This is a genomic window from Haloarcula sp. Atlit-47R (genome assembly GCF_003665985.1).
GTDB classification, from domain to species: domain Archaea; phylum Halobacteriota; class Halobacteria; order Halobacteriales; family Haloarculaceae; genus Haloarcula; species Haloarcula taiwanensis.
On sequence record NZ_QPLQ01000002.1, the window covers coordinates 711,463 to 736,196 of the forward strand.

General features: G+C 64.9%; 26 protein-coding genes. 9 read left to right on the forward strand and 17 right to left on the reverse strand.

Translation table 11 applies throughout. The annotated features are described in order from the left end of the window. Positions 1–25 precede the first annotated feature (25 nt). Complete coding sequence (locus DVK00_RS11320; RefSeq protein WP_053966438.1) at positions 26–220, forward strand: hypothetical protein; 195 nt, start codon at positions 26–28, stop codon at positions 218–220. Between the two features lie 39 nt (positions 221–259). Here DVK00_RS11320 and DVK00_RS11325 read toward each other — a convergent pair whose 3' ends face one another. The 6 genes from DVK00_RS11325 to truA form a co-directional block, all read right to left on the reverse strand. Next, entirely contained in the window at positions 260–613 is a 354-nt protein-coding gene (locus tag DVK00_RS11325) for a DUF5811 family protein (protein WP_121577732.1), read from the reverse strand. 81 nt (positions 614–694) lie between these two features. After that, a complete protein-coding gene (locus DVK00_RS11330) occupies positions 695–1,165 on the reverse strand; it encodes a pyruvoyl-dependent arginine decarboxylase (protein ID WP_121577733.1) in 471 nt (156 codons plus the stop codon). A gap of 42 nt (positions 1,166–1,207) precedes the next feature. Then, positions 1,208–2,422 (reverse strand): PQQ-binding-like beta-propeller repeat protein, encoded by a 1,215-nt coding sequence (locus tag DVK00_RS11335; protein WP_121577734.1) that lies wholly within the window; start codon positions 2,420–2,422, stop codon positions 1,208–1,210. Positions 2,423–2,676: 254 nt separating this feature from the next. After that, entirely contained in the window at positions 2,677–3,897 is a 1,221-nt protein-coding gene (locus tag DVK00_RS11340) for a proteasome-activating nucleotidase (RefSeq protein ID WP_121577735.1), read from the reverse strand. Between the two features lie 151 nt (positions 3,898–4,048). Further along, positions 4,049–5,839 (reverse strand): oligoendopeptidase F, encoded by a 1,791-nt coding sequence (gene pepF / locus DVK00_RS11345; protein WP_121577736.1) that lies wholly within the window; start codon positions 5,837–5,839, stop codon positions 4,049–4,051. A gap of 52 nt (positions 5,840–5,891) precedes the next feature. Further along, positions 5,892–6,719, reverse strand: coding sequence for a tRNA pseudouridine(38-40) synthase TruA (gene truA, locus DVK00_RS11350; RefSeq protein ID WP_121536295.1), 828 nt, complete (start codon positions 6,717–6,719; stop codon positions 5,892–5,894). Between the two features lie 95 nt (positions 6,720–6,814). Here truA and DVK00_RS11355 point away from each other — a divergent pair, with 95 nt between their 5' ends. Then, entirely contained in the window at positions 6,815–7,321 is a 507-nt protein-coding gene (locus DVK00_RS11355) for a GNAT family N-acetyltransferase (RefSeq protein ID WP_101349170.1), read from the forward strand. Positions 7,322–7,384: 63 nt separating this feature from the next. Here DVK00_RS11355 and DVK00_RS11360 read toward each other — a convergent pair whose 3' ends face one another. Further along, positions 7,385–7,807 carry an SHOCT domain-containing protein gene (locus DVK00_RS11360; protein ID WP_101349169.1) on the reverse strand — a complete coding sequence of 141 codons (423 nt, stop codon included), beginning with the start codon at positions 7,805–7,807 and terminating at the stop codon, positions 7,385–7,387. A 61-nt stretch (positions 7,808–7,868) separates the two neighbouring features. Further along, complete coding sequence (hisS, locus tag DVK00_RS11365; protein ID WP_121536291.1) at positions 7,869–9,176, reverse strand: histidine--tRNA ligase; 1,308 nt, start codon at positions 9,174–9,176, stop codon at positions 7,869–7,871. Positions 9,177–9,420: 244 nt separating this feature from the next. Here hisS and DVK00_RS11370 point away from each other — a divergent pair, with 244 nt between their 5' ends. Continuing rightward, positions 9,421–10,086: a transcriptional regulator gene (locus DVK00_RS11370; protein ID WP_121577737.1), complete on the forward strand. Its 666-nt coding sequence runs from the start codon at positions 9,421–9,423 to the stop codon at positions 10,084–10,086. 28 nt (positions 10,087–10,114) lie between these two features. Here the strand turns inward: DVK00_RS11370 and DVK00_RS11375 are convergent, their stop codons facing one another. The 4 genes from DVK00_RS11375 to DVK00_RS11390 form a co-directional block, all read right to left on the reverse strand. After that, positions 10,115–10,732, reverse strand: a complete 618-nt coding sequence (locus tag DVK00_RS11375) for an alpha hydrolase (RefSeq protein WP_101349166.1) — start codon at positions 10,730–10,732, stop codon at positions 10,115–10,117. Further along, positions 10,733–11,077, reverse strand: a complete 345-nt coding sequence (locus tag DVK00_RS11380) for a DNA-binding protein (protein WP_053966455.1) — start codon at positions 11,075–11,077, stop codon at positions 10,733–10,735. A gap of 87 nt (positions 11,078–11,164) precedes the next feature. Next, positions 11,165–11,626, reverse strand: coding sequence for a 30S ribosomal protein S19e (locus DVK00_RS11385; RefSeq protein ID WP_053966456.1), 462 nt, complete (start codon positions 11,624–11,626; stop codon positions 11,165–11,167). A gap of 109 nt (positions 11,627–11,735) precedes the next feature. Further along, complete coding sequence (locus tag DVK00_RS11390) at positions 11,736–12,770, reverse strand: lysylphosphatidylglycerol synthase transmembrane domain-containing protein (protein ID WP_121577738.1); 1,035 nt, start codon at positions 12,768–12,770, stop codon at positions 11,736–11,738. A 96-nt stretch (positions 12,771–12,866) separates the two neighbouring features. Here DVK00_RS11390 and thiL point away from each other — a divergent pair, with 96 nt between their 5' ends. Further along, positions 12,867–13,733 (forward strand): thiamine-phosphate kinase, encoded by an 867-nt coding sequence (thiL, locus tag DVK00_RS11395; RefSeq protein ID WP_121577739.1) that lies wholly within the window; start codon positions 12,867–12,869, stop codon positions 13,731–13,733. A 30-nt stretch (positions 13,734–13,763) separates the two neighbouring features. Here thiL and DVK00_RS11400 read toward each other — a convergent pair whose 3' ends face one another. After that, positions 13,764–15,002, reverse strand: coding sequence for a site-2 protease family protein (locus DVK00_RS11400; protein WP_121536285.1), 1,239 nt, complete (start codon positions 15,000–15,002; stop codon positions 13,764–13,766). 94 nt (positions 15,003–15,096) lie between these two features. Beyond that, complete coding sequence (locus DVK00_RS11405) at positions 15,097–15,345, reverse strand: hypothetical protein (RefSeq protein ID WP_004518404.1); 249 nt, start codon at positions 15,343–15,345, stop codon at positions 15,097–15,099. A 419-nt stretch (positions 15,346–15,764) separates the two neighbouring features. On the opposite strand from DVK00_RS11405, the gene pyrH reads away from it, so the two are divergent. Further along, positions 15,765–16,451, forward strand: a complete 687-nt coding sequence (pyrH, locus tag DVK00_RS11410; protein ID WP_101349162.1) for a UMP kinase — start codon at positions 15,765–15,767, stop codon at positions 16,449–16,451. After that, the gene (gene lysS / locus DVK00_RS11415; RefSeq protein ID WP_101349161.1) at positions 16,452–18,089 is read left to right on the forward strand and encodes a lysine--tRNA ligase; all 1,638 of its coding nucleotides are present in this window, start codon (positions 16,452–16,454) and stop codon (positions 18,087–18,089) included. It begins immediately after the preceding gene. Positions 18,090–18,139: 50 nt separating this feature from the next. Here lysS and DVK00_RS21725 read toward each other — a convergent pair whose 3' ends face one another. Both DVK00_RS21725 and DVK00_RS11420 read right to left on the reverse strand, forming a co-directional pair. Then, on the reverse strand, positions 18,140–18,316 hold the full coding sequence (locus tag DVK00_RS21725; protein ID WP_198560213.1) for a hypothetical protein: 177 nt from the start codon (positions 18,314–18,316) through the stop codon (positions 18,140–18,142). Between the two features lie 62 nt (positions 18,317–18,378). After that, positions 18,379–19,269 carry a universal stress protein gene (locus DVK00_RS11420; RefSeq protein ID WP_101349160.1) on the reverse strand — a complete coding sequence of 297 codons (891 nt, stop codon included), beginning with the start codon at positions 19,267–19,269 and terminating at the stop codon, positions 18,379–18,381. A 103-nt stretch (positions 19,270–19,372) separates the two neighbouring features. Between DVK00_RS11420 and DVK00_RS11425 the strand changes: the two genes are divergently transcribed. Both DVK00_RS11425 and argS read left to right on the forward strand, forming a co-directional pair. Continuing rightward, positions 19,373–21,139, forward strand: a complete 1,767-nt coding sequence (locus DVK00_RS11425) for a site-2 protease family protein (RefSeq protein WP_121577740.1) — start codon at positions 19,373–19,375, stop codon at positions 21,137–21,139. Between the two features lie 133 nt (positions 21,140–21,272). Beyond that, a complete protein-coding gene (gene argS, locus DVK00_RS11430) occupies positions 21,273–23,012 on the forward strand; it encodes an arginine--tRNA ligase (RefSeq protein WP_121577741.1) in 1,740 nt (579 codons plus the stop codon). 65 nt (positions 23,013–23,077) lie between these two features. Here the strand turns inward: argS and DVK00_RS11435 are convergent, their stop codons facing one another. Continuing rightward, the gene (locus DVK00_RS11435) at positions 23,078–23,869 is read right to left on the reverse strand and encodes an alpha/beta fold hydrolase (RefSeq protein ID WP_101349157.1); all 792 of its coding nucleotides are present in this window, start codon (positions 23,867–23,869) and stop codon (positions 23,078–23,080) included. A 143-nt stretch (positions 23,870–24,012) separates the two neighbouring features. Here DVK00_RS11435 and DVK00_RS11440 point away from each other — a divergent pair, with 143 nt between their 5' ends. Beyond that, positions 24,013–24,708, forward strand: a complete 696-nt coding sequence (locus tag DVK00_RS11440) for a helix-turn-helix domain-containing protein (protein ID WP_101349156.1) — start codon at positions 24,013–24,015, stop codon at positions 24,706–24,708. The last annotated feature ends 26 nt before the right edge of the window (positions 24,709–24,734 follow it).

Genomic DNA, 24,734 nt, shown 5'->3' on the forward strand with positions numbered 1-24,734 from the left:
GAGGCGTGTCTCTGTACAGACACGAATGCCTGGGTCCCCGTCGATGCCCGACCTCGTGCTTGCCAGCATCGCCCTCTCGATGCTGCTGGCGTCGCTCGGCGCAGTCGTCACCTCGATCAGCTTCGTGACGGCGCTGAGTGCCGGCAGTCTCCCGGCGACCGGCTCCATCGGCTATGCGCTGTTTTACAATCCGCCAGTCGCCAGCGGCGGTCGCGCCTGACGGTCTGCTCGCGGCGCGTCGAAGAGAACTGAAGCGGCGCTACTGTGCCGTCGGCGACGTGTCGTCGCCCATCACTTGCTTTACCTGCAGTGCGGCGGAGGCGGCGATACCCTGGGCCAGGTCGTCGCGCTCGGCGTCGGAGATGCTCGCGCTCTCTGGGTCCTCGGGCGTGTAGTCGGCGCTGACGACCGATCCGACCGGGGGCTGGACCGCAATTGTGGCCCGCGGCCCCGTCGTGCTGTTGCTGATTTCCGAACCGACGACGAACTCGCCGGGCAGGAGTTCGCGGGTCCGGGCGGCGACGCTCGAGAGGTCCTGTCGGAGTTCCTCGCGCTGTTCCGCGGTCAGCGTTACTTCTTCCGTTTCCCCACCAAACGACGTATTGCCGTACATGAACGTTCTCTGTCTCTATGCGGGGGAAGACTAAAAACCCAGGGTCCGGCACAGGGCTGTCCGGGTCCGGTCGCGGGCGGCTCACACGACCGGGTGGCTCTCGCCGTAGGTGGCGAGCACGACGGCACTGGCGTACTCGGCGTCGTCGGACGCCGACTCGACGTACACGTTTTCCTCGACGAACTCCCAGTCACGGAGGTCCCGACCGGCGGCCAGCCCCTCGCGGATTTCCGTCCGGACCGCGTCCTCGCTGGCCCCGTCGACCTCGTAGAAGATGCCCGGGCCGTCCTCGCTCCGGGCCCAGCCGACGCCCGCCGCCCCGCGCTCGCCCGGCGACGCGGTCGCCGAGGACTGGACGACCTCTAGCGCCTCGCCGGGCGGCCCCAGGTCCGGTGCCGTCCCCGTCACTTCGATGGTCGGTTCGGACGGGATGACAGAGGACAGCGAGACGAGGTTGTAGTTGTGGACGCCCGCATCTGCGAGTGCCGCGTCGTACGCGGCCAGCGCGGTCGGGCCGGTCGCAGTCCCCCACACGACCCGGATGGTGCTCATAGCCGACTGTCGACGGTCCGCGGGGTAAGGGGTTTCGCTTCGCTACGTCGGGACGAGGCGGTAACACATCCCCGGCCGGTCCGGGTCGCCCTCGACGGCACGCTCCGCGTAGTAGATGCCATCAGCGGTCACCAGCGGCGCACTCGTCACGTGGCCGCGGTTGTCCGTGGTCCAGGCCACTGCACCCGAGTCCTGCTCCAGTGCGTACAGTCGGCCGTCGTAGGACCCGACGAGCACGTGGTTCCGGGTGGCGACGGTGCTCCCGATAATCCAGCCGCCGGTGTCGTAGCGCCACTGCTCCTCGCCGCTGTCGAGGTCGATTGCGTACACCCGATCGTCGTGACTGCCGACGTAGACGGTGCCGTCGTCGACCGCCGGCGCACACATCACGTCGGCGTCGGCCTCGAAGGTCCACAGTTCCGAGCCGTCGGTCACGTCGATGGCGGTGACGGTCTCGGCCCACGATGGTACGATAGCGGTCCCGTCAGCGACCGCGATAGGGGCTTTCACATCGCCGCCAGTGTTGTACCGCCAGACCCGTTCGAGGGCCGGAAACGACCAGGCGTAACAATAGCCGTCGTTCGATCCAAACAACAGGCGGCCGTGTTCGCGGTCCAGCGCTACCGTCGAGTGGGGGTGGTCGGTCGGCCGACTGTCTCGCCACTGCACATCACCGGTCGCGGCGTTGACAGCGACAACGCTGCCGCTCGGGGCGGCGTGTTCGACGGCGACGTACAGCGATCCGTTGTAGTAGGTCGGACTCGCACCGATAGCGTCGCCCAGTTCCGTCCGCCAGCGCCGCTTTCCGGTTTCGAGGTCCAGCGCCGACAGCGCGCCGTCGTAGGCCCCGATGTAGACGGTGTCGTTGGCGATGGCGGGCGTGCCGTGGCTCCCGCGCGTTGCCTGCGTAATCGTCGTCGACCACTGGACTTCACCGTCCGGTGCAATGGCCCGCACGCGGCCGGTGTCGTCTGCCAGAATCAGGTCGCCGGTCGGTGCCGGCGCGGGACTTCCCTTTGCCGCGGTGTGGTCCCCGCGATTGGCCGGCAGTTCCCAGGCCCGCTCGACAGCGTCCGGAATCGACGCGTCCTGATACCCCTGGTTCAGGAGTCCCTGCCGGAACTGCGTGGCGGCGCGTTCGTCCAGGGCCGTCGACGCGAGCGGATTGAACTGTGACTGGCACCCCGCAATCGACCCGGCCGTCGTCGCCGCGAGCGTCCCCAGAAACGCCCGTCGCGTCCGTGCGCGCTCTGTCACGGACACCGATACCGGGCGGGGTGGCTTAAATCGCGTGGGAGCAAGGGCTGGTGGAGTGGGAGCAAGAGCAGCGCAAGCAGGTCCAGCGAGAGGGCGAAACTGCTACAGAGTAAGAGAGATAGCATCGCCCGGTTGGCATACCGCGGCCAACGGCCCCGGTTTCCCCGGCTGCGAGCGGAGCGAGCGACCGGCCTTTTTCGCCCACGTTTTTCAAGGAGTGGTCGCCAAAGGCGACCCGACGCTGAAAAAGGTGGTTAGGCGAACGCGACCGGCACGCTGCTTGCGTCGTCGTCGGCTTCGATTTTCTCTAGGGCGTCGTGGAGGTCGGACTGCTGGACGGTGGTCCGGCCGTCGCGGATAGCGAACATCCCGGCCTCGGTCGCCAGCGAGGCCAGTTCCGCGCCGGAGAGCCCGTCGGTCTCGGTGGCAAACGCGCCCAGGTCCACGTCGTCGTCGAGGTTCATCTCCTCGGTGTGGATTTCGAGGATGCGCTCGCGGCCCTCGCGGTCGGGGTTGGGGACCTCGATGAGGCGGTCGAAGCGGCCGGGGCGGAGGATGGCGCGGTCGAGCATGTCAAAGCGGTTCGTCGCCGCGATGATGCGGATTTCGCCGCGGTCGTCGAAGCCGTCCATCTCCGAAAGCAGTTGCATCATCGTCCGCTGGACCTCGGCGTCGCCGGAGGTCTTCGACTCCGTTCGCTTGGCCGCGATAGCGTCTATCTCGTCGATGAAGATGATAGCCGGTTCGCGCTCGGCGGCGAGTTCGAACAGGTCCCGGACCAGTCGCGCTCCCTCGCCGATGAACTTCCGGACCAGTTCGGAGCCGGCCATCTTGATGAACGTCGCGTCGGTCTCGTTGGCGACAGCCTTCGCCAGCATCGTCTTCCCGGTGCCGGGCGGGCCGTGCAGCAGGACGCCACTCGGCGGCTCGATGCCGACCTCGCGGAACTGGTCGGCGTTGACCAGCGGCTCCTCGACGGCTTCCCGGACCTCGCGGATCTGCTCTTCGAGGCCGCCGATGTCCGAGTAGCTCACGTCGGGGGAGCCATCGACCTGCATCGCCTGCGCACGGGCGTCGGTCTCGGGGTCGAGAATCTGCTTGACGCCGAAGGAGTCGTTGATGGCGACGCGGTCGCCGGCCTCCAGCCCGTCGCGGATAGACGGCGAGACTTCCGTCAGCACTTCCTGATTGTTGCCGTGCTGTTTGACGACGACGCCGTCGTCGGTCAGCTCCTCGGCTGTCGCGATGTACAGCGAGGAGGTCTTGAGCGTCTCGTTTTCACGTTCCAGCTGGTCGACCTCGTCCGTGAGGTCGTGCTGCCGGTCACGGGCGGCGTCAAGCTGTTCAGTCAGCTGTTCGTTGACCTGTACTATTTCTTTGAAATGTTCCCGGAGTGCCTCCAGACGCTCGTCGGGCGTCATATCGGGATCAAGTTCCAACCGTGGTCGTTCCGGAAGCGAGGGACTGCGCGACATTTGGATGGTCGGTACTATACGGTTGAGACACAAAGTGCCTTCGGGTCACAGGGGGGGGTGAAACAGTTATCCGTGTCGAGGCGGGGCTGTAGCGGTCAGTGAGACTGGTGGCTCGAACAGGCGGGCAGGCAGCGAGTCGCCGCTGGCCGCCCTACAACAGCTCGGCGAACTCGTCGAGATAGTCGCTGTACGTCGAGAGCGCGGACTCGACCGGGTCGGGACTGGCCATGTCGACGCCAGCATCGCGAAGCAGTTCCAGCGGGTACTGCCGCGAGCCGCTCCGGAGGAAGTCGATGTACCGCTGGGCAGCGGGTTCGCCTTCATCGAGGATCCCGTCGACAAGCGCGACGGCCGCCGAGATGCCCGTCGCGTACTGGTAGACGTAGAACGCCCGGTAGAAGTGTGGGATACGCATCCACTCGCGGGCGATGCGGTCGTCGAGCGCCGCGGGCTCATAGTAGTCGCCTTTCAGCTCCCGGTAGAGGTCGTCCAGTCGGTCAGGCGTCAGCGGCTCGCCGGCCTCGGACATCTCGTGGGTTCGGTGCTCGAACTCGGCGAACATCGTCTGCCGATAGAGAGTGGAGCGGAACCGTTCGAGATACTCGTTGAGGATGTGGCGACGCAGGCGTTCGTCCGCAACGGTGTCCAGCAGATGGTGGGTCAGCAGTGTCTCGTTGACCGTCGAGGCAACCTCGGCGACGAAGATCTCGTAGCCGGAGTAGACGAAGGGCTGCTCCTCGCTGGTGTACTCCGAATGCATCGAGTGACCGAGTTCGTGGGCCAGCGTGTACATCGACTCCACGTCGTCCTGATAGTTCATCAGGATGAACGGCTGGGAGTCGTAGGTGCCCCCGGAGTACGCGCCGGACTGCTTGTGCTCGGTCTCGTAGACGTCGACCCACCGCGAGTCCAGTCCTTCGGCCAGCCGCGACTGGTACTCATCGCCCAGCGGCGCGACGGCCTCGGTGACGTACTCACAGGCCTGTTCGTACTCGATTTCAGGCGATTCTTCTTGGACGAGCGGGACGTAGAGGTCCCACATCCGAAGCTCATCCGCACCGATAGACTCTCGCTTGAGGTCGGCGTGGCGGTGGAGCGTATCGAGATTATCGTGGACGGTGTCGACAAGCGTGTCGTACACCTCGACAGGGACGTTCGGGCCGTCCAGCGCGGCCTCGCGGGCGGTGTCGTAGTTGCGGGCGTTGGCCATCTTCACGTCGGTCTTGACGGCGTTCTTGTAGGCCGTGCCGACGGCATTGCGGACGGTCTCCCACTCGTCGTAGAATGCCTCGTAGACACGCTGGCGGAACTCGCGGTCGGGGTGTTTCTGCAGCGTCGTGAAGTTGTTGAGCGTGATCGGCTGCTGGTCGCCGTCCGGGTCTTCGACGGTCGGGAACTCCATGTCGGCGTTGGCGAGCATGTTGTACACCTCGCCGGGCGCGCCGGTGACCTCGCCCAGTTCCGCGAGCAGGTTCTCGACCTCGGCCGAGCGGGTGTGGTCTTTCATCCGGAGCACGTCGTCGAAGTAGTGCTCGTAGGGTTCCAGCGCCGGCTCCGCGTCGATCATCGCCTCGATGTCGTCGTAGTCCAAGTCCTGCAGTTCCGGGTCGAGGAACGAGGCCGCAGAACTGGCCTCCGAAGACAGCGACTGCGATCGGGCGGTCAGGGCCTGGTAGGTGTCGTCCGTCGTGTCCTCGTCCTTGCGCATCCGGGCGTAGGCGGCGACGTTCGACACCGTCCGCATCAGCTCCTCGTAGGTCTCTAGCGTCTCTAGCAGGGTGGCGGCGTCCTCGGTGGCTCGCCCCTCGTAGGCCGACAGATCTTCGATTAGTTCCTCCGCTTCTTCGTAGGCGGCTTCCCAGTCCTCGTCGCTGGCGTAGAGGGATTCGAGGTCCCACTTGTACGCCTCGTCGATGTCGCTCCGTGCGGGTACCGAACTCATAGCCCGCCCTTGGAGCGGGGTCGAAGTAAGCCTTCGTTTCAGCGGCGGGGAGCTACAGTCCGTCAGTGATGTGGTCGGCGACTCGTGCAGTTGTTCGAGCGGTCGCGCGCCGACGCGCGAAGACCGCTCGTGCGTCCGCGGCAGCGTCCTCGTCCCGGGTGAACGTCACCTCCGGGTAGCACACGTCCGAAAGTACGAGCGGTTCGGGCGGGGCCGGCGGGACGCCGTCGGGGCCGTCGACGGGGTCGGGCGAGAGGATGCGGTCGACCTTCGACAGCGGGGCCGAGCCGTCCGCGACAGCCGCCGCGAGCGAGACGAGGCGACGGACCAGCTGGCGGCAGAACCCACCGGCGGTAAAGCGGACGATGAGGAACCGGCCGTCCCGGTGCCAGTCGATGTCCACGGTCCGCTCAGTGCCGGTGTCGTCGGACGTGAGGTTGTGAAAGTCGTGTGTCCCGGCGAGCGCATCGACAGCGTGGGCCCACCGCTGGTCGTCGACTGGGTCGTGTCCGGGCCGGTCGGCGTCCGTCGGTGCGTACAGGTAGTAGGTGTAGCTGCGCTCAGCGGGGTCGTGGGTCGCGTGAAAGTCGTCGCGAACGTCAGCGCTTGCCCACACGCGAATGTCGTCCGGGAGTTCGCCGTTGAACGCCGCCGGCGAGAGCCACGACGGGGCGTCGAAGGCGACGGTCTGTGCCCGCGCAGAGACGCCAGCATCAGTCCGGCCGGCGGCCGCGTACCGTTCGGGTAGCTCTCCGCCGCGCTCACAGACACCGAGGCGAACGAGCGCCGAGCGCAGTCGACCCTCGACGGTGTCGGCATCGGGCTGGCGTTGAAACCCGTGATACGGTCGACCGTCGTAGGCCACGCGATAGGCGCGCATACCGATTTGTCGACTGCGAGCCACTTGTCTCACCCGAATCTCAGTCGCTGGGAAGGATAGACGAACTTAGGCATGCTGAGAACGAAACATGGGGTATGTCCAACGCCGCTGCGGCGGATCACGACTTCCCCCGCCCGCCCGAAACGTTCACCGACCACGACGGGCGGACGGTGACAATCGAGGCCTATGACGGCGCCATCGACCCGCTGGTGGAGATGTATGTTGACTTCGGGCCCGACTCCCGGTCACAGGGCGTCCCACCCCGGACGGAAGCGGACATCCGCGACTGGCTACCGAACCTTGTCGGAGACGGCCTGAACGTCGTTGTCTGGCACGAGGGTCGCGCCGTCGGCCACGCTGTCCTCGTCCCGTATCAGGACACCTCGGAACTGGCGATTTTCGTCCATCCGGACTACCAGCACGCTGGCATCGGCTCGCGGCTCATCCGTGTCCTCCTTGGCTACGGACAGGAGAACGGGCTCGACCGCGTCTGGCTCTCCGTCTCGAACACGAACCACGTCGCCCGGGCGCTGTACGAGTCGGTCGGCTTCGAGACGATTGCCAAAGAACGCGTGGAGATGGAGATGGAACGGGCGCTCTGACTGGACCACTCACGGACAGCCACACGCAGGGATAGTGGTACGTGGCAGTAGACCCTGATGCCGTCACTCGGTTTCGAGGGATACTTCCCTGTCAGTTTCACGGGCCTTGTTTTCGGTTCCGCTGTTCGCTGAGAGAGGTTCGGTTTCCAGCAGCCGGTCGAGCCGTCGCTCGAACTCGCTGTCGGTTAGTTCGCCGCGAGCGTACCGCTCCCGGAGCTGGTCAACCGGGTCCACCGCTGATTCCGAGGGGATGGTCGTGTCGCCATCGTCCGTCTCTGGCTCACCCTCTGGCGGCTCAACCATCGGTAGTTTCGATCCCAGAAGGCCGACGAGCGGAGCCAGAATAAACCAGCCGAGGATAATCGAGGCCGGTGCAAGTATGTTGCCGAGTCCGACAACGGCTGCGAGCATGCTGATGCCCGTCGAAACGATTACGATGGTCGCGACAAGCTTCCACCTCGGAAGGGCGATGGAGGGGAGCTGCATGTCGCACAATCAACACGGCGGTCGCAAAAAGCTACTGTCGTTTGCCTGCCGCTTGGCCGCGTTACTCCGCGAAGTCATCGAACGTCGGCCGGTCGTGGTCGCCCGGGAACTCGGAGAGCGGGACGCTGACCTGCTCGCCGTCGTCCATCTCCTTGAGCGTCACCTCGTCGTTTTCGAGGTCCTGCTCGCCGACGATGACGACCGTCTCGGCGTTAATGCCGTCGGCGTAACCCATCTGCGCACCGAACGAGCGGTCGGCAACGTCGCTCTCGACGACGTGGCCCTGCTCGCGCAGGTCACGGGCGATGCGGGCTGCGGTCGGACGCGTGTCGCCGACCTGCAGGACGTAGTAGTCCGTCGATAGCTCCTCGGCTGGCCAGACGCCGGCCCGCTGGCAGAGGAGTTGGAGCGTGGCGTGGCCGGGCGCGAACCCGACGGCCGGCGTCGGCTGGCCGCCGAAGCCCTCGATGAGGTCGTCGTAGCGGCCACCGCCGAACACTGAGCGTGACACTTCGCCCGTCGAGTCGAAGCACTCGAAGACGATACCGGTGTAGTAATCCAGCCCGCGCGCGGTCGTCAGCGAGACGGTGAGGTACTCACGGACGCCGAAGTCCTCGGCCGCATCGAGCACTGCCTGGAGGTTGTCAGTCGCCGCGCGGACATCCTCGGAGCCGGTGAGGTCCGCGAGCGTTTCGATTTCCTCGGCGTCAATCTGGAGCATCTCGTCGAACTTGTCGGCCTGGCCGTAGTTGAGTCCCGCCTCAACGAGCGCGTCGAGGTACTCGTCGTGGTCGACTTTCGCCCGCTTGTCGACCGCGCGAATCGCTTCGGGCACGTCCACATCGGCCCCGAACGATTCCAGCACGCCCGAGAGGATGTCCCGGTGGGAGACGCGAATCTCGAAGTCCTCTCCCGTGAGCCCGAGGTCGGTGAGCATGTCCACGGCGACGGCCAGAATTTCGGCGTCGGCCGTCGGCTCCGACGACCCGAAAATGTCGACGTTGGTCTGGTAGAACTCCCGGAACCGGCCCTGCTGGGGCTCCTCGTAGCGCCAGAACGGTCGCGTCGACACCCACTTGATTGGCTTGGACAGCTCCTGTTGCTTGGCGACGAACATCCGCGCGACGGTCGGCGTCAGCTCCGGCGTCAGAGCCACCTCGCGTCCGCCCTTGTCCTCGAAGCTGTACAGCTCCTCGACAATCTCCTCGCCGCTCTTGTCGACGTACATCTCGGTCGGTTCCAGCGCCGGTGTGCCGATTTCCCGGAAGCCGTACCGCCGTGCGACGTCTTCCAGCGTGTCCATGGCCCAGCGCCGAGCCTGCATCTCCTCGGGGTAGAAGTCGCGAAAGCCCTTGACGGAGTCGTACATACCCGCGCCTACAGCGAGGGCGCGCTTGAACCTGTTCGTTCACGCTGACCAGAACCACAGATGAGGGACGGGTAGCGACTCGCTACGGTGTGCCCATTACTGCGTTTGCCAGCCCCCTCTCTATCACAGGCGGCGTAGCCAGTGCACGCTGGCGGTAAGAGAGGTAGAGACAGACTAGGTGAGACACGGCCCGTATTAGAGAGGCGACAACAAAGGTCGCCTCCACCGAGAGATATCGTATGGGATGGGCAGCGGCTCGATGGACGCGGCGCGGGGTGAGACAGTGACACAGCGATTCGAGATGGGTGTCCGGGCGCTGGACCGAAAGCTCAACGGCGGCATTCCGACTGGAAGCCTCGTCACGCTGCTCGCTGAGCCGGCGAGCCAGGCGGAGCTGTTTCTCTCCGAGTTCGTCGCCCGACAAGAGACGGTGTATCTCTCCGGCGAACAGGCACCTACGACGGTCACGTCAGCGCTGCGGTCGCGGAGAGAAACCTACGACGACCTCGCGGTCAGTCAACTAGACCGTGAGGCCCCGGTCAGCGATGCGCTTGCGCATGTTGAGGGGCTCACCGACGGATCACTCCTCGTCATCGATCCGGTTGAGCCACTCGAACGCGCCGATACGGGGGAGTATCGGGCCTTCCTCGAAACGCTGCAGGCCAGACTCACACAGACCGGCAGCATCGCAGTCCTGTACGCGCTCAAACACGGCAGGACGCCGCCTCAGCGCCACCGGACGGAGTACACGAGCGACATCGTGCTCGATCTCGAAACGAAGCGACGCGACGACGCCATCGAAAACAGGCTCTATATTCCGAAGTTCCGCGGGGGACGAGCGCTCACCGAGCCGATCTGTCTCGACCTCACAGACCGCATCAGCGTGGATACCACGCGAGATATCGCCTGACCGGGCGGGTACCTAGAGGGGCCAACGGCTACCGCAGACCCTTGACGCGCGACTGCGTGTGCTCGGGGAACACGTCGGCCACGGCACCCTCGCCGTAGCGCTCCCGCAGGAGTGCGCGGAGTTCGACTTCGTAGTCTGCCTTCGGAACCTCCGCGCTGGGGCCGCTCTCGACGATGAGCTTGTCTGCGGCCATCGCGTCGATAGCGCCGCGGCCGATGCCCGCAAGCGGCGCAAGGTAGTCCACGTCGAAGCGGTCCTCGACGCTCTGGGCGAGCGGGCGGTCCACCGTCGGCACCCGGTCGTCGCGGCGGGTGCCGTCAGCCACGGCAGCAACTGTGTCGATACCATCAGCATCGGTGAGCCAGTCACCGCTGGCGACGGTTTCGACGGCGTGTTCGTGGACCTGCTGGATACCGTTTCGCGGGTAGCCGTCGTCGTGGATCCGCTCGGCAGCGTCGTGAGCCACGTCCAAGTCCAGTTCGACGGTCACGTGATCGAAGCCGGCGGCCGACGCGCTCTCCCGAGCTGGGTCGGTGTCGCAGATGCCGAACGAACCGCTGACGAGCGTCACGTCGTAAAAAGGGTCGAGCAAGAGCGCCGCCAGCGTCGAGTCCTTGCCGCCGCTGTACAACAGGGCACAGCGCATCTACCGGCGCTTGATGTCGAAGCTCTTGGAGTCGGGCGTCAGCTCCGAGAGGAGTTCCTTCATCTGGTCTTCGTCTATCTGCCCCTGCACACGGCCGCTGCGGGCCAGCGCGACGACCTGCTGTTCTATCTGTTCGCCGACCTGCGGCTTGGACATCTTGACCGTGTTGAGCCGTTTGCGAGCGCCGTCCGTGAGGTTCTGCTTGAGAACCGCCTGCTTCTGGGCTTCGGCCTGCTGTTGTGCGGCCTCCTGCCCCTCGCTCTCGCCGCCCTGCTGTTCCTTGAGCTGCTCCATCTTCTTTTTCCGGAGCTCTTCGAGTTCTTCCTCGCTGGGGTCGCCACTCATAGTTGTGTAAAAATACTGGGGTCGGTCGGAAAACGATTTCGGAGCAGGGACTACAGGACAGGTGCAAAACAGCCAGAAGGGCGTCAGTTACGCGTAGCGTTCGAGTTCCGGACGGTCGAGTTCGGTCAGGAGGTCGCCCGCGGTGTCGTCAAGGAGGCTGCGACCCTCGCCGGTGACGCGGCGGCCGTCGTTCTCGCTGGTCTCGACGTAGCCGGCGTCTTCGAGCTGCTGGAGCGCCGTCCGGATGATGTTGCCCGAGCCCTTGGTCTTCTGGTGGGGGCGGACGCGGTAGCGGGTCGTCCCCTGCTTCGAGGTGCCGTACTCGGAGCGGAGGGCGTTGACGCCCACAGGGCCGTCGACGGCAACTTTCCGGAGGAGGCTAGCTGCGCGTCGGGCCCAGAAGTCCTCCTGCTCGGGTGGGAGTTCGCGGTCGACGCCAGTCTTCGTGTATTCGGCCCAGTCCGGCGCTTCGATGTCGTCTTCGTCTGCGAGCGTCTCCGTGAGTGCCTCGATGAGTTCCTCGGGGGGAACGTCGTAGAGTGTAGCCATTGCAGAATGCTTTCCGTCGCCGTCATTTAAACGCGTCGTTCGCAGTCGGCGGGCGTGAACCGTTCACTCGCCCGTAGGACAGCGATGCTCATACCACGAACCGCGGCAATCACTCCTCAAGCGAAGTCGCCTGGTCTACGCTGAGTGCAGCGGCGACGCCGCCGCCGATAATTGTCGGCAACAGGTAGCTTCCGACGCGGTGGATCAGTACTGCAGAGGTAGCGAGTGCGGCCGAAACCGGGGCCGTCGAGACGAGCAGCGTCACGAGCACCGTCTCGATAGCGCCGGACCCACCGGGGAGCGGGACGACGCTGGCGATGCTGCCGACGGGGACGACAAGCAGGACAACTTCGACTGGGACCGATACCCCAACGGCGTACAGTGACGTCCACAGCGACGCCGACAGGCAGACCCAGCCAAACGCCGAGAGCCCGAAGGTCTGGAGGACCGTCCGGCGGTCGGTCGCAATGCGCTCGATGGCCGAAAAGAACCCCTCGATTCGCGCCTCGATGTTTTCGGCGGACGGCGGTGACCATCGGGGCACGACGCTCGACAGCGCGGCGAAGGCGGGTGCGACACCGCGAACGACCGCCGCCTGAATGCGGTCCCGGTGTCGCCAGCCCAGAACGGCGGCGATGGGGATGCCGACCGCGAGTACCGCGACAGCACCGGCGGCAAACGCCAGGTTACGGGTCAACTGGACCGCACCGACGGCGACGAACGTGAAGCCGACGATGGCGTACCCGACCGACGGCAGGAAGTGGACCGTATCGACAGTGGCGATAGCCGCCAGCCCGGTCTCGTACTCGGAGTCGGCGGCCGTCGAAATCAACAGCGCGCTCAGCGGCTCGCCGCCGGCCTGGCCAAAGGGCGTGACGTTGTTCGAGAACACGGCGGCGACGAACACAAGCACGGCAGTGTGTGGTGCCATCGATGCACCCAGCGCCTGCAGGACCGTCCACAGCGCTAACCCCCACGAGACGAGCCACAGTATGGCGATGCCTGCGACGGCGAGCAGCGCCGCCGGGTCCGCTGTCGCGAGCGCGTCCACCGTCTCGTCGATGCCGACAAGCCACACCAGCCCCGCGAGGACGGCGAGCGCTGCCGCGAACCCGACGACAGTCGCCATCCGGTTCCCATCCATGTGGATGGGATTGGCAGTCTCCGATTTCAACCCACCGACCCTGTCTCGCCGAGGGATATCCACGGGGGTTTTGCCCCGGGGACTCGACGACGGGGTATGGACGAGCGGGCTGCACTCGCCGACCTCGCCGACCGGCTTCCCGACGCGGGCGACGACTGCGCCGTCGTGGACGACCAGGTCATCACGACCGACATGCTCCACGAGCGGACGGACTTCCCGGCGGGGACGACCCGCTACACGGCTGGCTGGCGAGCCGTCGCGGCCTCGCTGTCGGACGTGGCCGCCATGGGGGCCGACGCGACCGCCGCGGTGGCCGCGTACGGCGCGCCGACGTTCGAGGGGGACGAACTCGGCGCGTTCATCGACGGCGCACAGGACGTGTGTCACGCGGTCGGCGCAGAGTACGTCGGTGGCGACCTGGACAGCCACGACGAGTTTACCGTCGCGACGACAGCCATCGGCTCCGCGGCTGCCCCAGTCCGGCGCTCGGGCGCGACGCCGGGCGACGCGGTCTGTGTCACTGGCACGCTCGGTCGCTCAGCCGCCGCCCTCGAACTGTTCGACCGGGGCGAGGCTGGCCGGGCGAACGACCTCTTCCGGTTCGAGCCGCGCGTACGCGCTGGCGTCGCGCTCCGACCGCACGCGACAGCCATGATGGATTCGAGCGACGGGCTGGCCCGCTCGCTCCACCAGTTAGCCGAGGCCAGCGGCTGTGGCTTCGCTATCGAGGAGCCACTGCCGATAGACGCACAGGCCAACGCGCTCGCGGAAACTGAACAGGAGCGCAGGGAGTTCGGTGTGTTCTTCGGCGAGGACTTCGAGCTGGTGTGTACGCTGCCCGAGTCTGCCATGTCCGGAGCCAGAGCGGCAGTGCCGTGCCCGCTTCACCGGATCGGTACGGCCACCGAGCGCGGCGTCACGCTCGACGGCGAGCCGCTTCCAGATCAAGGGTATTCACACTGAGAGCGTGCCGTCAGCGACGCGAGCGACCGGTCAGATCGCGCTGATCTCGAACGGAACCGGCGTGAAACAGGCCAGCCCAAGCAGGAACGTAAACAGCCCCAGCAGCGTCCGCCGTCGGTCCAGCGTCGTGTCCACGGTCGGTCTGGCGGGACCCGCATACGCGAGTCCGGTAGCGAACAGGCCCCAGAACACCCACAGACCCCAGACGCCGAAGCCGACCGGCGGCGGGTCGCGGGTGAAATACAGGTAGCCGGCGAGTGCAAACAGTGCACCGGGCACTGCGGCGGCGACAGTCTCCTGGCGCTGTCCGACGATGGACCGCACGATGTGGCCGCCGTCGAGTTGCCCGACGGGGAGGAGATTCAGGAAGGTAAAGAACATCCCGGCCCAGCCGGCGAACACGATCGGATGGACCGACTCGCCGGGGCCGACCTCGGTCCCGAGCCCCAGCGCGTTCACCAGCGCTTCCAGCGCCTGAAACAGGAGCGGGTAATTGAATGTGATGATGACGCCGGTGTCGCTGTTTGCCACGCGTTCCGGGACCGTAATCGGATCTATCGAGAGGCCGATGACCGTGACGATTGTTGTCGCGACAAGGCCAGCCAGCGGCCCGGCGACGCCGATGTCGAACAGCGCCGTGCGGTCGGGGATGCGGCCGCGGATGTTGATGACCGCCCCCATCGTGCCGAGATACGACGGGAACGGGATGAAATACGGGAGCGTCACGTCGACGCCGTGGTAGCGGGCCGCGGCGTAGTGGCCCAGTTCGTGGATGCCGAGCACGCCAAGCATCGCCACGACGAACGGCCAGGCCTCGAAGATGCGAAATGGGGTCTCAGCGACCGGGATGTAGTACCAGGCACTCGCGCCGACGTACAGCGTCGAGGCGATGGTCGCCAGCAGAAGCCCGATGTTGAGCCACGGGACGCCCACGTCCCTGTCGATTGGTTCCGCAATCAACGCGTACTGGTTCCGGCGCGCGCCCAGCGGCCCACCGGAGCCGGTGTCATCGCCTCCGGGGCTGACGACAGCAGTGCCACCAGTGCTCGTCGTGGCAGCCGTCACAGCCGATTTGGGGCCGAGTTCTTCGAGCCGAACGTCATAGCCCTGCTGTCGGAACACCGGCCTGAGTTGCTCAGTGACGGCGGCTGGTGGCACTAGCGGGTCGCCGATATACTGAACGGTGCCGTCTTCCCGCCGCACTGACGAGACAGAAAATACGCCAGCCAGTCGGTCGGGCGACGGCGGGTCATCGGCAGAGCCACTCATCGACTACTCGTAAACGATGCGGGCACAAATACTCCGCGAACGATCACATAGTTAGCAGGTACGAGTCCGAAAACTGTACACGGGGACCAGTCGCCTACGCCGGCTCGATACGCCAGGTGGTCGCGCTCGTGTACGACCACTTTTCGACGTTGATCTCGGACGCGCTGTCCTTGAGCTTGACCATCAGGGCACCGATCTCCTTCGGGGAGAGACCGACTTCGTCGGCGATGAACTTGCTCTTGAAATACATCTCGCCGTCACTTGCCTTCTCTGCGAGGAACGACTTCAGGCGCTCTTCTTTGGAGGGCTCTTCCTCGCCGGAGGGCGTTGCGGTAGCGCTCATCTTTGTCACCTCACTCCTCCGTAACCCCGCCGGGAGTATATAAAGGGAGGAACCTTCAGGTCACTTCGGTCACTTTCAGGACAAATCGAGCTAAAACGCATTTTTTATAACCGTTTCAAATTCCTTTAGACATTTTACGAAGTATTCTTAGCCGATATCTGGGCGCTACTTTCGTGGCGGTTTGAACGGTCTGTAAAAGAGAGATATCACCCTCTGTGACCCGAACAAACGGCATGTTTCGCTGGTAGAACGCCAGAGCCGTCAGACGTGCGTCAGCACGTCGGGCACACGTCATACGGAGCTCCGCGCCGGTACGCGGCGGATAGCAGTCGCTGTGGGGGCCAGAAGGGGCCGTCTATAGAGACGGCAGTCAGTGGCCTTGACAACCCTTAAGAGTGCATCGCGGTTACGGCGGGCTAATGAAAGTCGTCGTTTCCATTGGCGGAAGCGTACTGGCCCCGGACCTCGATGCGGACCGGGTCGCCGACTACGCCGACGCCATCCAGTCGCTCGATGCACAGGGGCATACACTCGGAACCGTCGTCGGCGGCGGGCCGACCGCACGTGACTACATCGGCAGCGCCCGCGACCTTGGCGCCAACGAGATCGAACTCGACCAGCTCGGCATCGCCGTCACGCGGCTGAACGGCCGCCTGCTCATCGCCGCCCTGGACGACCGCGCGGCACCGACACCCGCGGAGAGCTACGACGAGGGGCGAGAAGCCATCCGTCGCGGGGACATCCCTGTTCTCGGGGGGATCGTCGCCGCACAGACCACCGACGCCGTGGCGGCCGCATTCGCGGAGTACGTCGGCGCTGACCTGCTCGTCTATGCTACGTCTGTTCCGGGCGTTTACGACGCCGACCCGAACGAGGACGGCGACGCGACGCGGTTCGACGTACTCGGCGCTGACGAACTCGTCGATGTGATCGCCGACATCGAAATGGATGCCGGTAGCAGCGCACCGGTCGACCTGCTCGCCGCGAAAATCATCCAGCGGTCCGGTATCCGGACGATAGTGCTCGACGGCGCTGACCCAGCCCGCGTCGTGCGCGCGGTCGAAGACGGCGAGTTCGAAGGGTCTGAGATCCTCCCGGAGGCATAGATGGCGGAAGACCCCTACGAGGTTGGCCGGGGCGGTTCCCGTGCGTTCTGGGCCGATTCTGTCGCCGACGCCATCGAGGCGCGTGACCCCGACGACCCAATCGTCATCAAGGGCGGCGTCTCGCCGTCGGGTGTCCCCCACATCGGCCACTTCAACGAGATTATGCGGGGCTACTACGTCGCCGAGGCGCTGCGGGACCGCGGCCACGAGGTCCAACAGGTGTTCACCGCCGACGACAAAGACCGCCTGCGTGCGGTCCCCCGACAGCTCGCCGACCTCGACTGGAACGTCGTCGGCCTCGGGGAGGTCGACGCCGGCGCGCTCGGGCGGAACCTCGGGAAGCCCTACACAGACATCCCGGACCCCCTCGGCTGCTGTGACTCCTACGGCGCGCACTTCACGACGCTCCTGCGAAAGAGCGCCGAACTGGTCGGCGTCGACGTGGAGTTCGTCTCGAACACGGAGCTGTACGCCGACGGCGAGTTCGAAGCAGTCACGCGCCGCGTGCTCGAACGCGCGGGCCGCGCCCGCGAGGTGCTCGCCGAGTATCAGAACAAGGTCGGCGACGACTACGTCCCGTTCCTGCCACAGTGTGCCGAATGCGGGAAGCTCACCGAGGGCGTCACCGCGGTCGACGTAGACGCGGGCGAAATCGAGTACGTCTGTGAAGACGTCGAGGCCGGCGACCAGACAATTGAGGGCTGTGGCCACGAAGGCACGGCCTCGCTCCGGGAGGGCAAGCTCCCGTGGCGGTTCGAGTGGCCCGCCCAGTGGGAGATTCTGGGCGTCGACTTCGAGCCGTTCGGCAAGGACCACGCCGAGGGGTCCTGGCCCTCCGGCGAAGATGTTGCCGAGAACGTACTTGACATCCAGCCGCCGGTCCCGATGGTGTACGAGTGGTTCACGCTCGACGGCGAGCCGCTCTCCTCGTCATCCGGCAACGTCATTACTGTCGACGAAGTGCTCGACATTCTTGAACCGGAGGTGTTCAAGTACTTCTTCGTCAAAAACCCGCGGAAGCAGCGGGACTTCTCCGTCGAGAACGTTGACCAGCTCGTCGACGAGTTCGACCGGTTTGAGCGGCGCTACTTCGGTGAGACAGACGGGAGTGATGACGAACTGGAACTCGCTGAGCAGGCCTACCCGATGGTCGTAGACGAACCGCAGGAACAGCGGGTGCGGATCCCCTACACGTTCGCGGCCGTGCTCGGGATGACGGATGACCCGGCGCTCCGGGAGCAGATCGCCCGGAAGGAAGGTCACATCCCGGACGACGCGCCAGAGTGGGCCGTCGAGCAGGCGCTTGCCCGCGTCGAACGCGCCCAGGAGTGGGCCAGCCTAACGAACAACGAATTCAACTACGAACTCAAGCGCGCCGAGATGCCCGACGTGTCATTCGACGACGAGACGGCGGCCGCGCTGGACGAACTGGCCGATTTCATCGCAGAGGGCCACGACGGAGAAGCGATTCAGTCGGAGATCTACGAGACGGCGAAGCGAAACGACATCGACATCGGTGAGTTCTTCTCGGCCGGCTACCGGCTGCTGTTCGACGACACCGAAGGCCCACAGCTCGGGACGTTCATCGCGAAACTGGACCGAGAGTTCGTCGTGGAACGGTTCCGTCAGAACGAGTGAGCCTGAGTAAGCAGGTCTTACCGAGCTGCCACCAGAGCGAAACGGCGCGTTCAGGACGACTGTTGCTGCGTATCTGGTCGGTCGAACATCGGTCCGAGCCGTTCGTCGTAACAGTCCTCACAGACGTACGCGTCGATGACGCCGGTCTCGCTATGCGTGTGAATCAGTGCATGGACGGTCGCGTCGAAAGGGACCATCTCGCCACAGATTCCACATGTTTCTGGCATGTTCCGGCACCGGTTTGCGGTACGTTCCCACGATACATAGAACAGGTGGTTCGTCCACCTGCTCAGGTCGAACGGGGTGTCACAAGTACGGGGACATCGGTAGTTCTGACAAGTCGCGATGTGACGCTACCGAGCAACTGACGTTTCAGGTTCGAGCGGCCGTGTGATGCCATCACGACGAGGTCGATATCTTGGTCCGAGACGTACTCGCGGATGCCGTCGGCGACGCCGTTGAGGGAGTCCGTTCGTTCCACCGCGGTTGCAACCGATACATCTGGGGCGAACTGTCCGATTTCGTCGGCGGTTGCTGCAACGGCGTCACGTCCGTTCTCGTCGAGTCGTTCGAGGAACGTCTGATCCAGCCCGCCAGCGTTGAACGCGCCGCCGGCGGCCTGGATATCAACGACGTTGAGCACGTGTACCGTCGCGTCGTACCGGCCCGCAACCTCCGCAGCGTGTTCCGTCGCCGCCTTAGCGTTCTCGCTGCCATCAGTCGGCAGCAGTAGCCGGGAGTAATCGAAGTCGTCCGGCTGTGGCCCGTTTGAAACGACGAGGACAGGCACCGCGGACCGGTGTAAGACCTGTTCAGTGACGCCACCGAGGAGTCGCTTCCCGAGGCCAGTTATCCCCTGTCGGCCAAGAACGATGAGTCCGGCATCAGTATCACGAGCGCGCGTGTCTATCTGCACGCTCGGTTTTCCCGCCAGCAGTTCTGTCGTGACCGGCTGGCCGATATCGGCTGCGAGTGACTCGATTTCCGCGAGGACCGACTCGCCGTGGTCTCGGAGACGGGCGCTCTCGGGGTCCGTTCGCGTAAGCCTGCGCGCTCGTTGATTGAGGACATACACCGCCTCGACAGTCGCGTCAAAGTCCATCGCCAGTTCGAGGCCACGCCGTGCGGCGGCGACGGATTCGTCGCTCCCATCGACAGCAATGAGAATGTGGTCGTACATTGTGTGGTCGTTTGCGGCGAGGTCACTTCACCGTTAGCCGCTCTGTGCCAGCAGTGTGTCCCAAACCAAACCCTCTTGCTTGGCTAAACCTATCTTCTGATAAATGGTGAGTACGTTGACGTGGGTCCTCGCGGGCCTTGTCGCCTACACCCTCCTCGCGATGGCGCTACGGACTCGCGGCGTTGTACCCGAGTATATCCGTTTTAGCGGCCCGATTACGACGATCCACACGCAGAAGGGCAAGGCAGTTCTCGACTGGCTCGCGCGGCCAAAGCGGTTCTGGCGCGCCTGGGGGAACCTCGGCGTCGGGTTCGGCCTCGTCGTGATGGTCGGCTCGTTTCTCCTCGTTGCGCTCGGAGCCTACCAGGCGCTCGTCAACCCACAGCCCTCGGCACTGAACGAGCCACGAAACGCGCTGGCGATTCCCGGCGTGAACGACTTCCTCCCGCTGTCGGTCGCACCCGAAATCGTGCTCGGGCTATTGCTCGGCCTCGTCGTCCACGAGGGTGGCCACGGACTGTTCTGTCGGGTCGAGGACATCAGCATCGAGTCGATGGGGCTTGCCCTGCTGGCGATTATTCCGATCGGGGCGTTCGTCGAACCCGACGAAGACGAACTCCTCCGTACCGACCGCGGCTCACAAACCCGGATGTACACGGCCGGCGTGACCAACAACTTCGCGCTCGCTATCATCACGCTCCTGCTGCTGTTCGGACCAGTTGCCGGTGCTATCTCTGTCGTCGATGGCGTTCCGGTCGGAAGCCCAATCAGTGGAACCCCCGCCGCTGATTCGGACATCAAGTCAGGTGACGTTATCACAGCGGTCAACGGCCAGTCTGTCGAAAACCAGCAGGAACTCGAATCGGTGCTCAGCGAAAGCGATGCACAGACTGTCGAAGTGGCCCGAAAAGATGCCGAACCCGTCACCGTCGAACGCTCCGTTGTCGTCTCCGCGGCGCTTCAGAGTGCGCCACTCGGAACTGGTGAGACAATTGTCTCTGTCAACGGGACCGCAGTGGCGACCCGCAGTGAGTTCGAGCAGGCGGCCCGAACCCATCCCGTCGCGACGCTCGAAACTGAGTCCGGGGAGACGGTCACGACTCCACTCGGCGCGTACGTGCTGGTCGCTGAAGACGGCCCGCTCGCCGGGGACGGAGCGCCAAGCGGCGAAGGGATGATCATCACCGCGGTCAACGGGGAGCGCACGCACAGCGGGGCCGCATTGATCCAGGCGCTTGAAGGTGGAGAGCCCGGCGACAAAGTGACGGTCACCGGCTACGTCGACGGCTCGCGGGAAACCTACGAGCTAACGATGGCCGAGAGCGAACAGGTCGACAACGGCATCATCGGTGTCGGCATCCAGCAGGGTATCAGCGGCATCCAGGTCAGTGACTTCGGCATCGACGCCTACCCCGCGGCGGCGTTTCTTGAATTCATCGGCGGCTCGCCTGACACACCGACATCGGTCTCCGAGTTCTCGTTCGCACAGCGGATATTCAGCACGCTCTTGCTTCCGTTCATCGGCGTCGCTGGCGGCTTCGGCTACAACTTTGCCGGCTTCACCGGAATCGCGACGAACTTCTACACCGTTCAGGGCCCGCTCGGGGCGCTCGGGGCGACGCCGGTGTTCCTGCTCGCAAACGTCCTCTTCTGGACCGGCTGGATCAACCTCGTCATCGGCCAGTTCAATCTCATCCCAACGTTCCCGCTCGACGGGGGCCACATTCTTCGGGCGTCGACTGAATCGTTCGTCTCGCGGCTGCCAGTCTCGGACGGGCGGCGGGTGACGACGGCCGTCTCGATTGCCATCACGGTGTCGATGATCAGCGGCCTCCTGTTAATGGTGTTTGGCCCGCGGCTCCTGACCTGAGGCGGACTGTCGTCTCTGATTCGCTCGACGGCTGCCAGACTAGCGGCGGTTACTGTGGCTGTAAAGTCGACCGGGCCTCTGTGACGGTCGGGGTTTCGTTACCCATTTACTCCCCGCCGCGAAAGCCGGGCGTATGTTCCTGCAGCTCCGTGCGGAGGTCGAGGACGCCCTCGCCGACGCACTCACAACCCTCGACCTGCCGGCTGAAGACCTCGGTATCGAGGAGCCACCGGAGGATGTCGACGCTGTGTTAGCGTCGAGCGTCGCCTTCCGGCTGGCCGGCGAGGTCGGTACCGCGCCGCCGAACGTCGCCGGCGACATCGCCGAGGCAATCGACGCCGACAGCCTCACCTACGTCAGCGACGTGACGACACAGGGACCATACGTCAACTTTCTCCCGAGCGAGACGTACTTCGCCGAGACCCTGCAGTCGGTCACGGAGAGCGAGTTCGGCCGGCTCCCCGACCGCGACACTAGCGTCGTCGTCGAACACACCTCCGCAAACCCGACCGGCCCGGTCCACGTCGGGCGAGCGCGTAACCCCATCATCGGTGACGCCGTCGCCCGGGTGCTCGATTACGCCGGCTACGACGTTGACCGACACTACTACGTCAACGACGCAGGTCGACAGATCGCGGTGTTCACCTGGGCCTACGAGACCTTCGACGAGGACGCCCTGCCCGAACCCGAGCGCGACTCTCCGGAGTACGAGATGGTCCGGTACTATCGGAAGGGCAACACCGTCCTCGAAGAGGGGGACCCCGAAGAAGTCGAGGAAGCAGAGACCGAGATACAGTCAATTCTGCAGGGTCTCGAAGACGGCGACGAGGAGACGTACGAACGGGTCGCCGAGGTCGTCGACACTGTGTTAGGCGGGATGCAGAACACACTCGGTCGGCTCCCGGCAGAGTTCGACGAGTTCGTCAAGGAAACGCGGTTCATGCGAAACGGCGATACGGACGACCTGGTCGACCGCCTGAAAGCGCTCGACTGCGCCGTCTACGAGGAGGACGCATGGCAGCTAGACCTGCCGGACTTCGAGAAGAACCTCGTGTTCCTGCGTTCTGACGGCACCTCCCTGTATACGACCCGCGACCTGGCCCACCACGAGTGGAAGTTCGACACCTACGACCGCGCCGTGACAGTGCTCGGTGAAGACCACAAGCTGCAGGCCGACCAGCTCTCGGCAGCGCTCAAACTGCTCGACAACGACACCGACCAGCTCCGGCAAGTGTTCTACTCCTGGGTGAACCTCCCGGAAGGCGGCATGAGCACGCGCGAGGGGACCGGTATCGACCTCGACGACCTGCTGGATGAGGCTATCGACCGCGCGCGCGAAGAGGTCGAGGCCAGACTCGACGACCGGACCCGCGGCGACCTCGACGAGGACGACATCGACCGCATCGCTCGCCAAGTCGGCATCGGCGCGGTGCGCTACGACATCGTCTCGAAACAGCCGACGAAGGGCATCACCTTCGAGTGGGACCGCGCGCTGGACTTCGAGGCCCAGTCCGCACCCTACGTTCAGTACGTCCACGCACGGTGCTGTGGCATTCTTTCGGACGTGGAGGCTGACATCCCCGACGAGCCCGCACTCGACCCGCTGTCGGACCCGGAAGAGCGGGACCTGCTTCGCGAGCTGGCCCGGTTCCCCGCTGTCATCGAGGCGGCCGCAGACGACTTGACGCCACACACCGTCGCGACCTACACTCGCGACCTCGCTGAGACGTTCAACGCCTTCTACCGGGAGTGCCCGGTCCTCGACGCCGACCCAGAGACCCGCGCTGCGCGGCTGGCGCTCGTCGACGGGACGCGAACCGCGATTGCGAACGCGCTTGACGCACTGGGCGTCGAAGCACCGACCTCGATGTAGGAGCGGTCTGGGCCGGGGATCCGGTGTGACGGACGCGATTGCCGCGAAACGTCTGTCGAGTCGGCCTAGTTCTGCAGGAACGTGTCGACTTCCGCCGCGATCAGTGCAGGTGCCTCGGCGGGACCGCTGTGGCTGACGCCCTCGAACTCGACGAATCGACTCCGTGGCAGTGCCTCGTGAACGGACCGAGCGCTCTGTCGGAGGAAGTCCGGCCCGTCGGTACCGGCCAGAACGAGAGTGGGCGCGTCGACATTGAGGCGGTCTGGGAGCTGGTACTGTTCGACGGACCGGTTCATCCGAACGACCTCCTCGGCAAGGTCCACACAGTCAGGCCAGACCGGCCAGTCCGCTAGCCAGGCGTCGAGGTCGTCGATGCCGTCGGGGTGGAGGACATGTTCGATGTAGCGTTTCACCGCCTCCTCGCGCGCCCCGTCCCGTATGAGCGACGCCATCTGGTCGGCGAGGTCGGCATCGGCCCGGTACTCAGCAGGAAGTACTGCCGGTTCGTACGCGATGACTGCCTCGACCGACAGAGCCGCCGCGGCCTCGATAGCGGTGAGCGCGCCGTAGGAGTGGCCGAACAAGATTGGGTCTCCGTCGACGGCATCGGTAAGTGCCCGGACGTACCTGCCCTCGCGAGCCAGTACCTCGTCGGCGCTCGTTTCTGCGGGAGAGTCAAGACAGGTCCCGAACCCCGGTCGCTGGGGGACGACAGCGCTGTAGCCTTCGAACGCCGGTATGACCGGTTCCCAGTACTCGGTGGGGGCCATCCCGCCGTGTAAGAGAATGAGTGGCTGGCCGTCGCCGTAACGCTCGAATTCGACATCGATCTCGTCTGTGGATTGTGCTTGCTGCATACAATAGTACGGTCGAGCGCGGTCGGGCTAAGCCGTTCTCTCAGTGATTGGGCCGTTTAAAACGGGGTGTCAAAGTCAGGACTCACACCCCCGCTGGCGCTCTGTTCCGACAGTCGCTTCACCCTCGCAAAAAACGCTAGCGTATGGGGCTCGTTGCAGAGTTTCAGATATACTGCGATGCGTTGCCGCTCGTGTCGGTTGCAGAGACGGTTCCCGAAGCGTCGATTACCCTTTCCCTCCAGTACAACCACGGCCGTCGTCCGCTGTTTCTTGCCACGGTGACGGGTAGCTCCGAGCAAGCTGTCGAGCGGGCACTCACTGACGCCTACGACGTACAGGAGTGGACGCGCATCGGGACGGCAGGCGATACCCAGCGGTATCAGGCAGTGCCGGCGCTGAGCTTCGAGGCGCAACTCGGCGACCAAATTGACGACCTGGACGGGCTTGAAGCACTCGCCACAGCAGACGCTAGTATCGAGCAGATAACCGTGACTGCAGATGGGTGGGTGCAAATGGGCTGGTTCGCCGATCGAGCAGCGTTCACCGAGTTCGCCTCGTTCTGGCAGCGAAACGCGGACTTCGAACTGGAGCGGCTGACACGGGATGCGGAGCCGAAGCCGCCCGGTAACGGGCTCACTGACCGCCAACTCGAAGCGCTACGGACGGCATACGAAATGGGGTATTTCGAGATTCCGCGACGTGCACCACTGGCTGCCGTGGCACAGGAACTGGACATCTCTGCGTCGTCGCTCTCCGAACGACTGCGCCGAGCACAGACCCAGCTCATCCAGGAAACGGTCGCAACGCTGTGGCCGCCGCTTCCGGAAACCCAAACGTAGTGAAATGCGGTCGGAGCGGCGGGCTG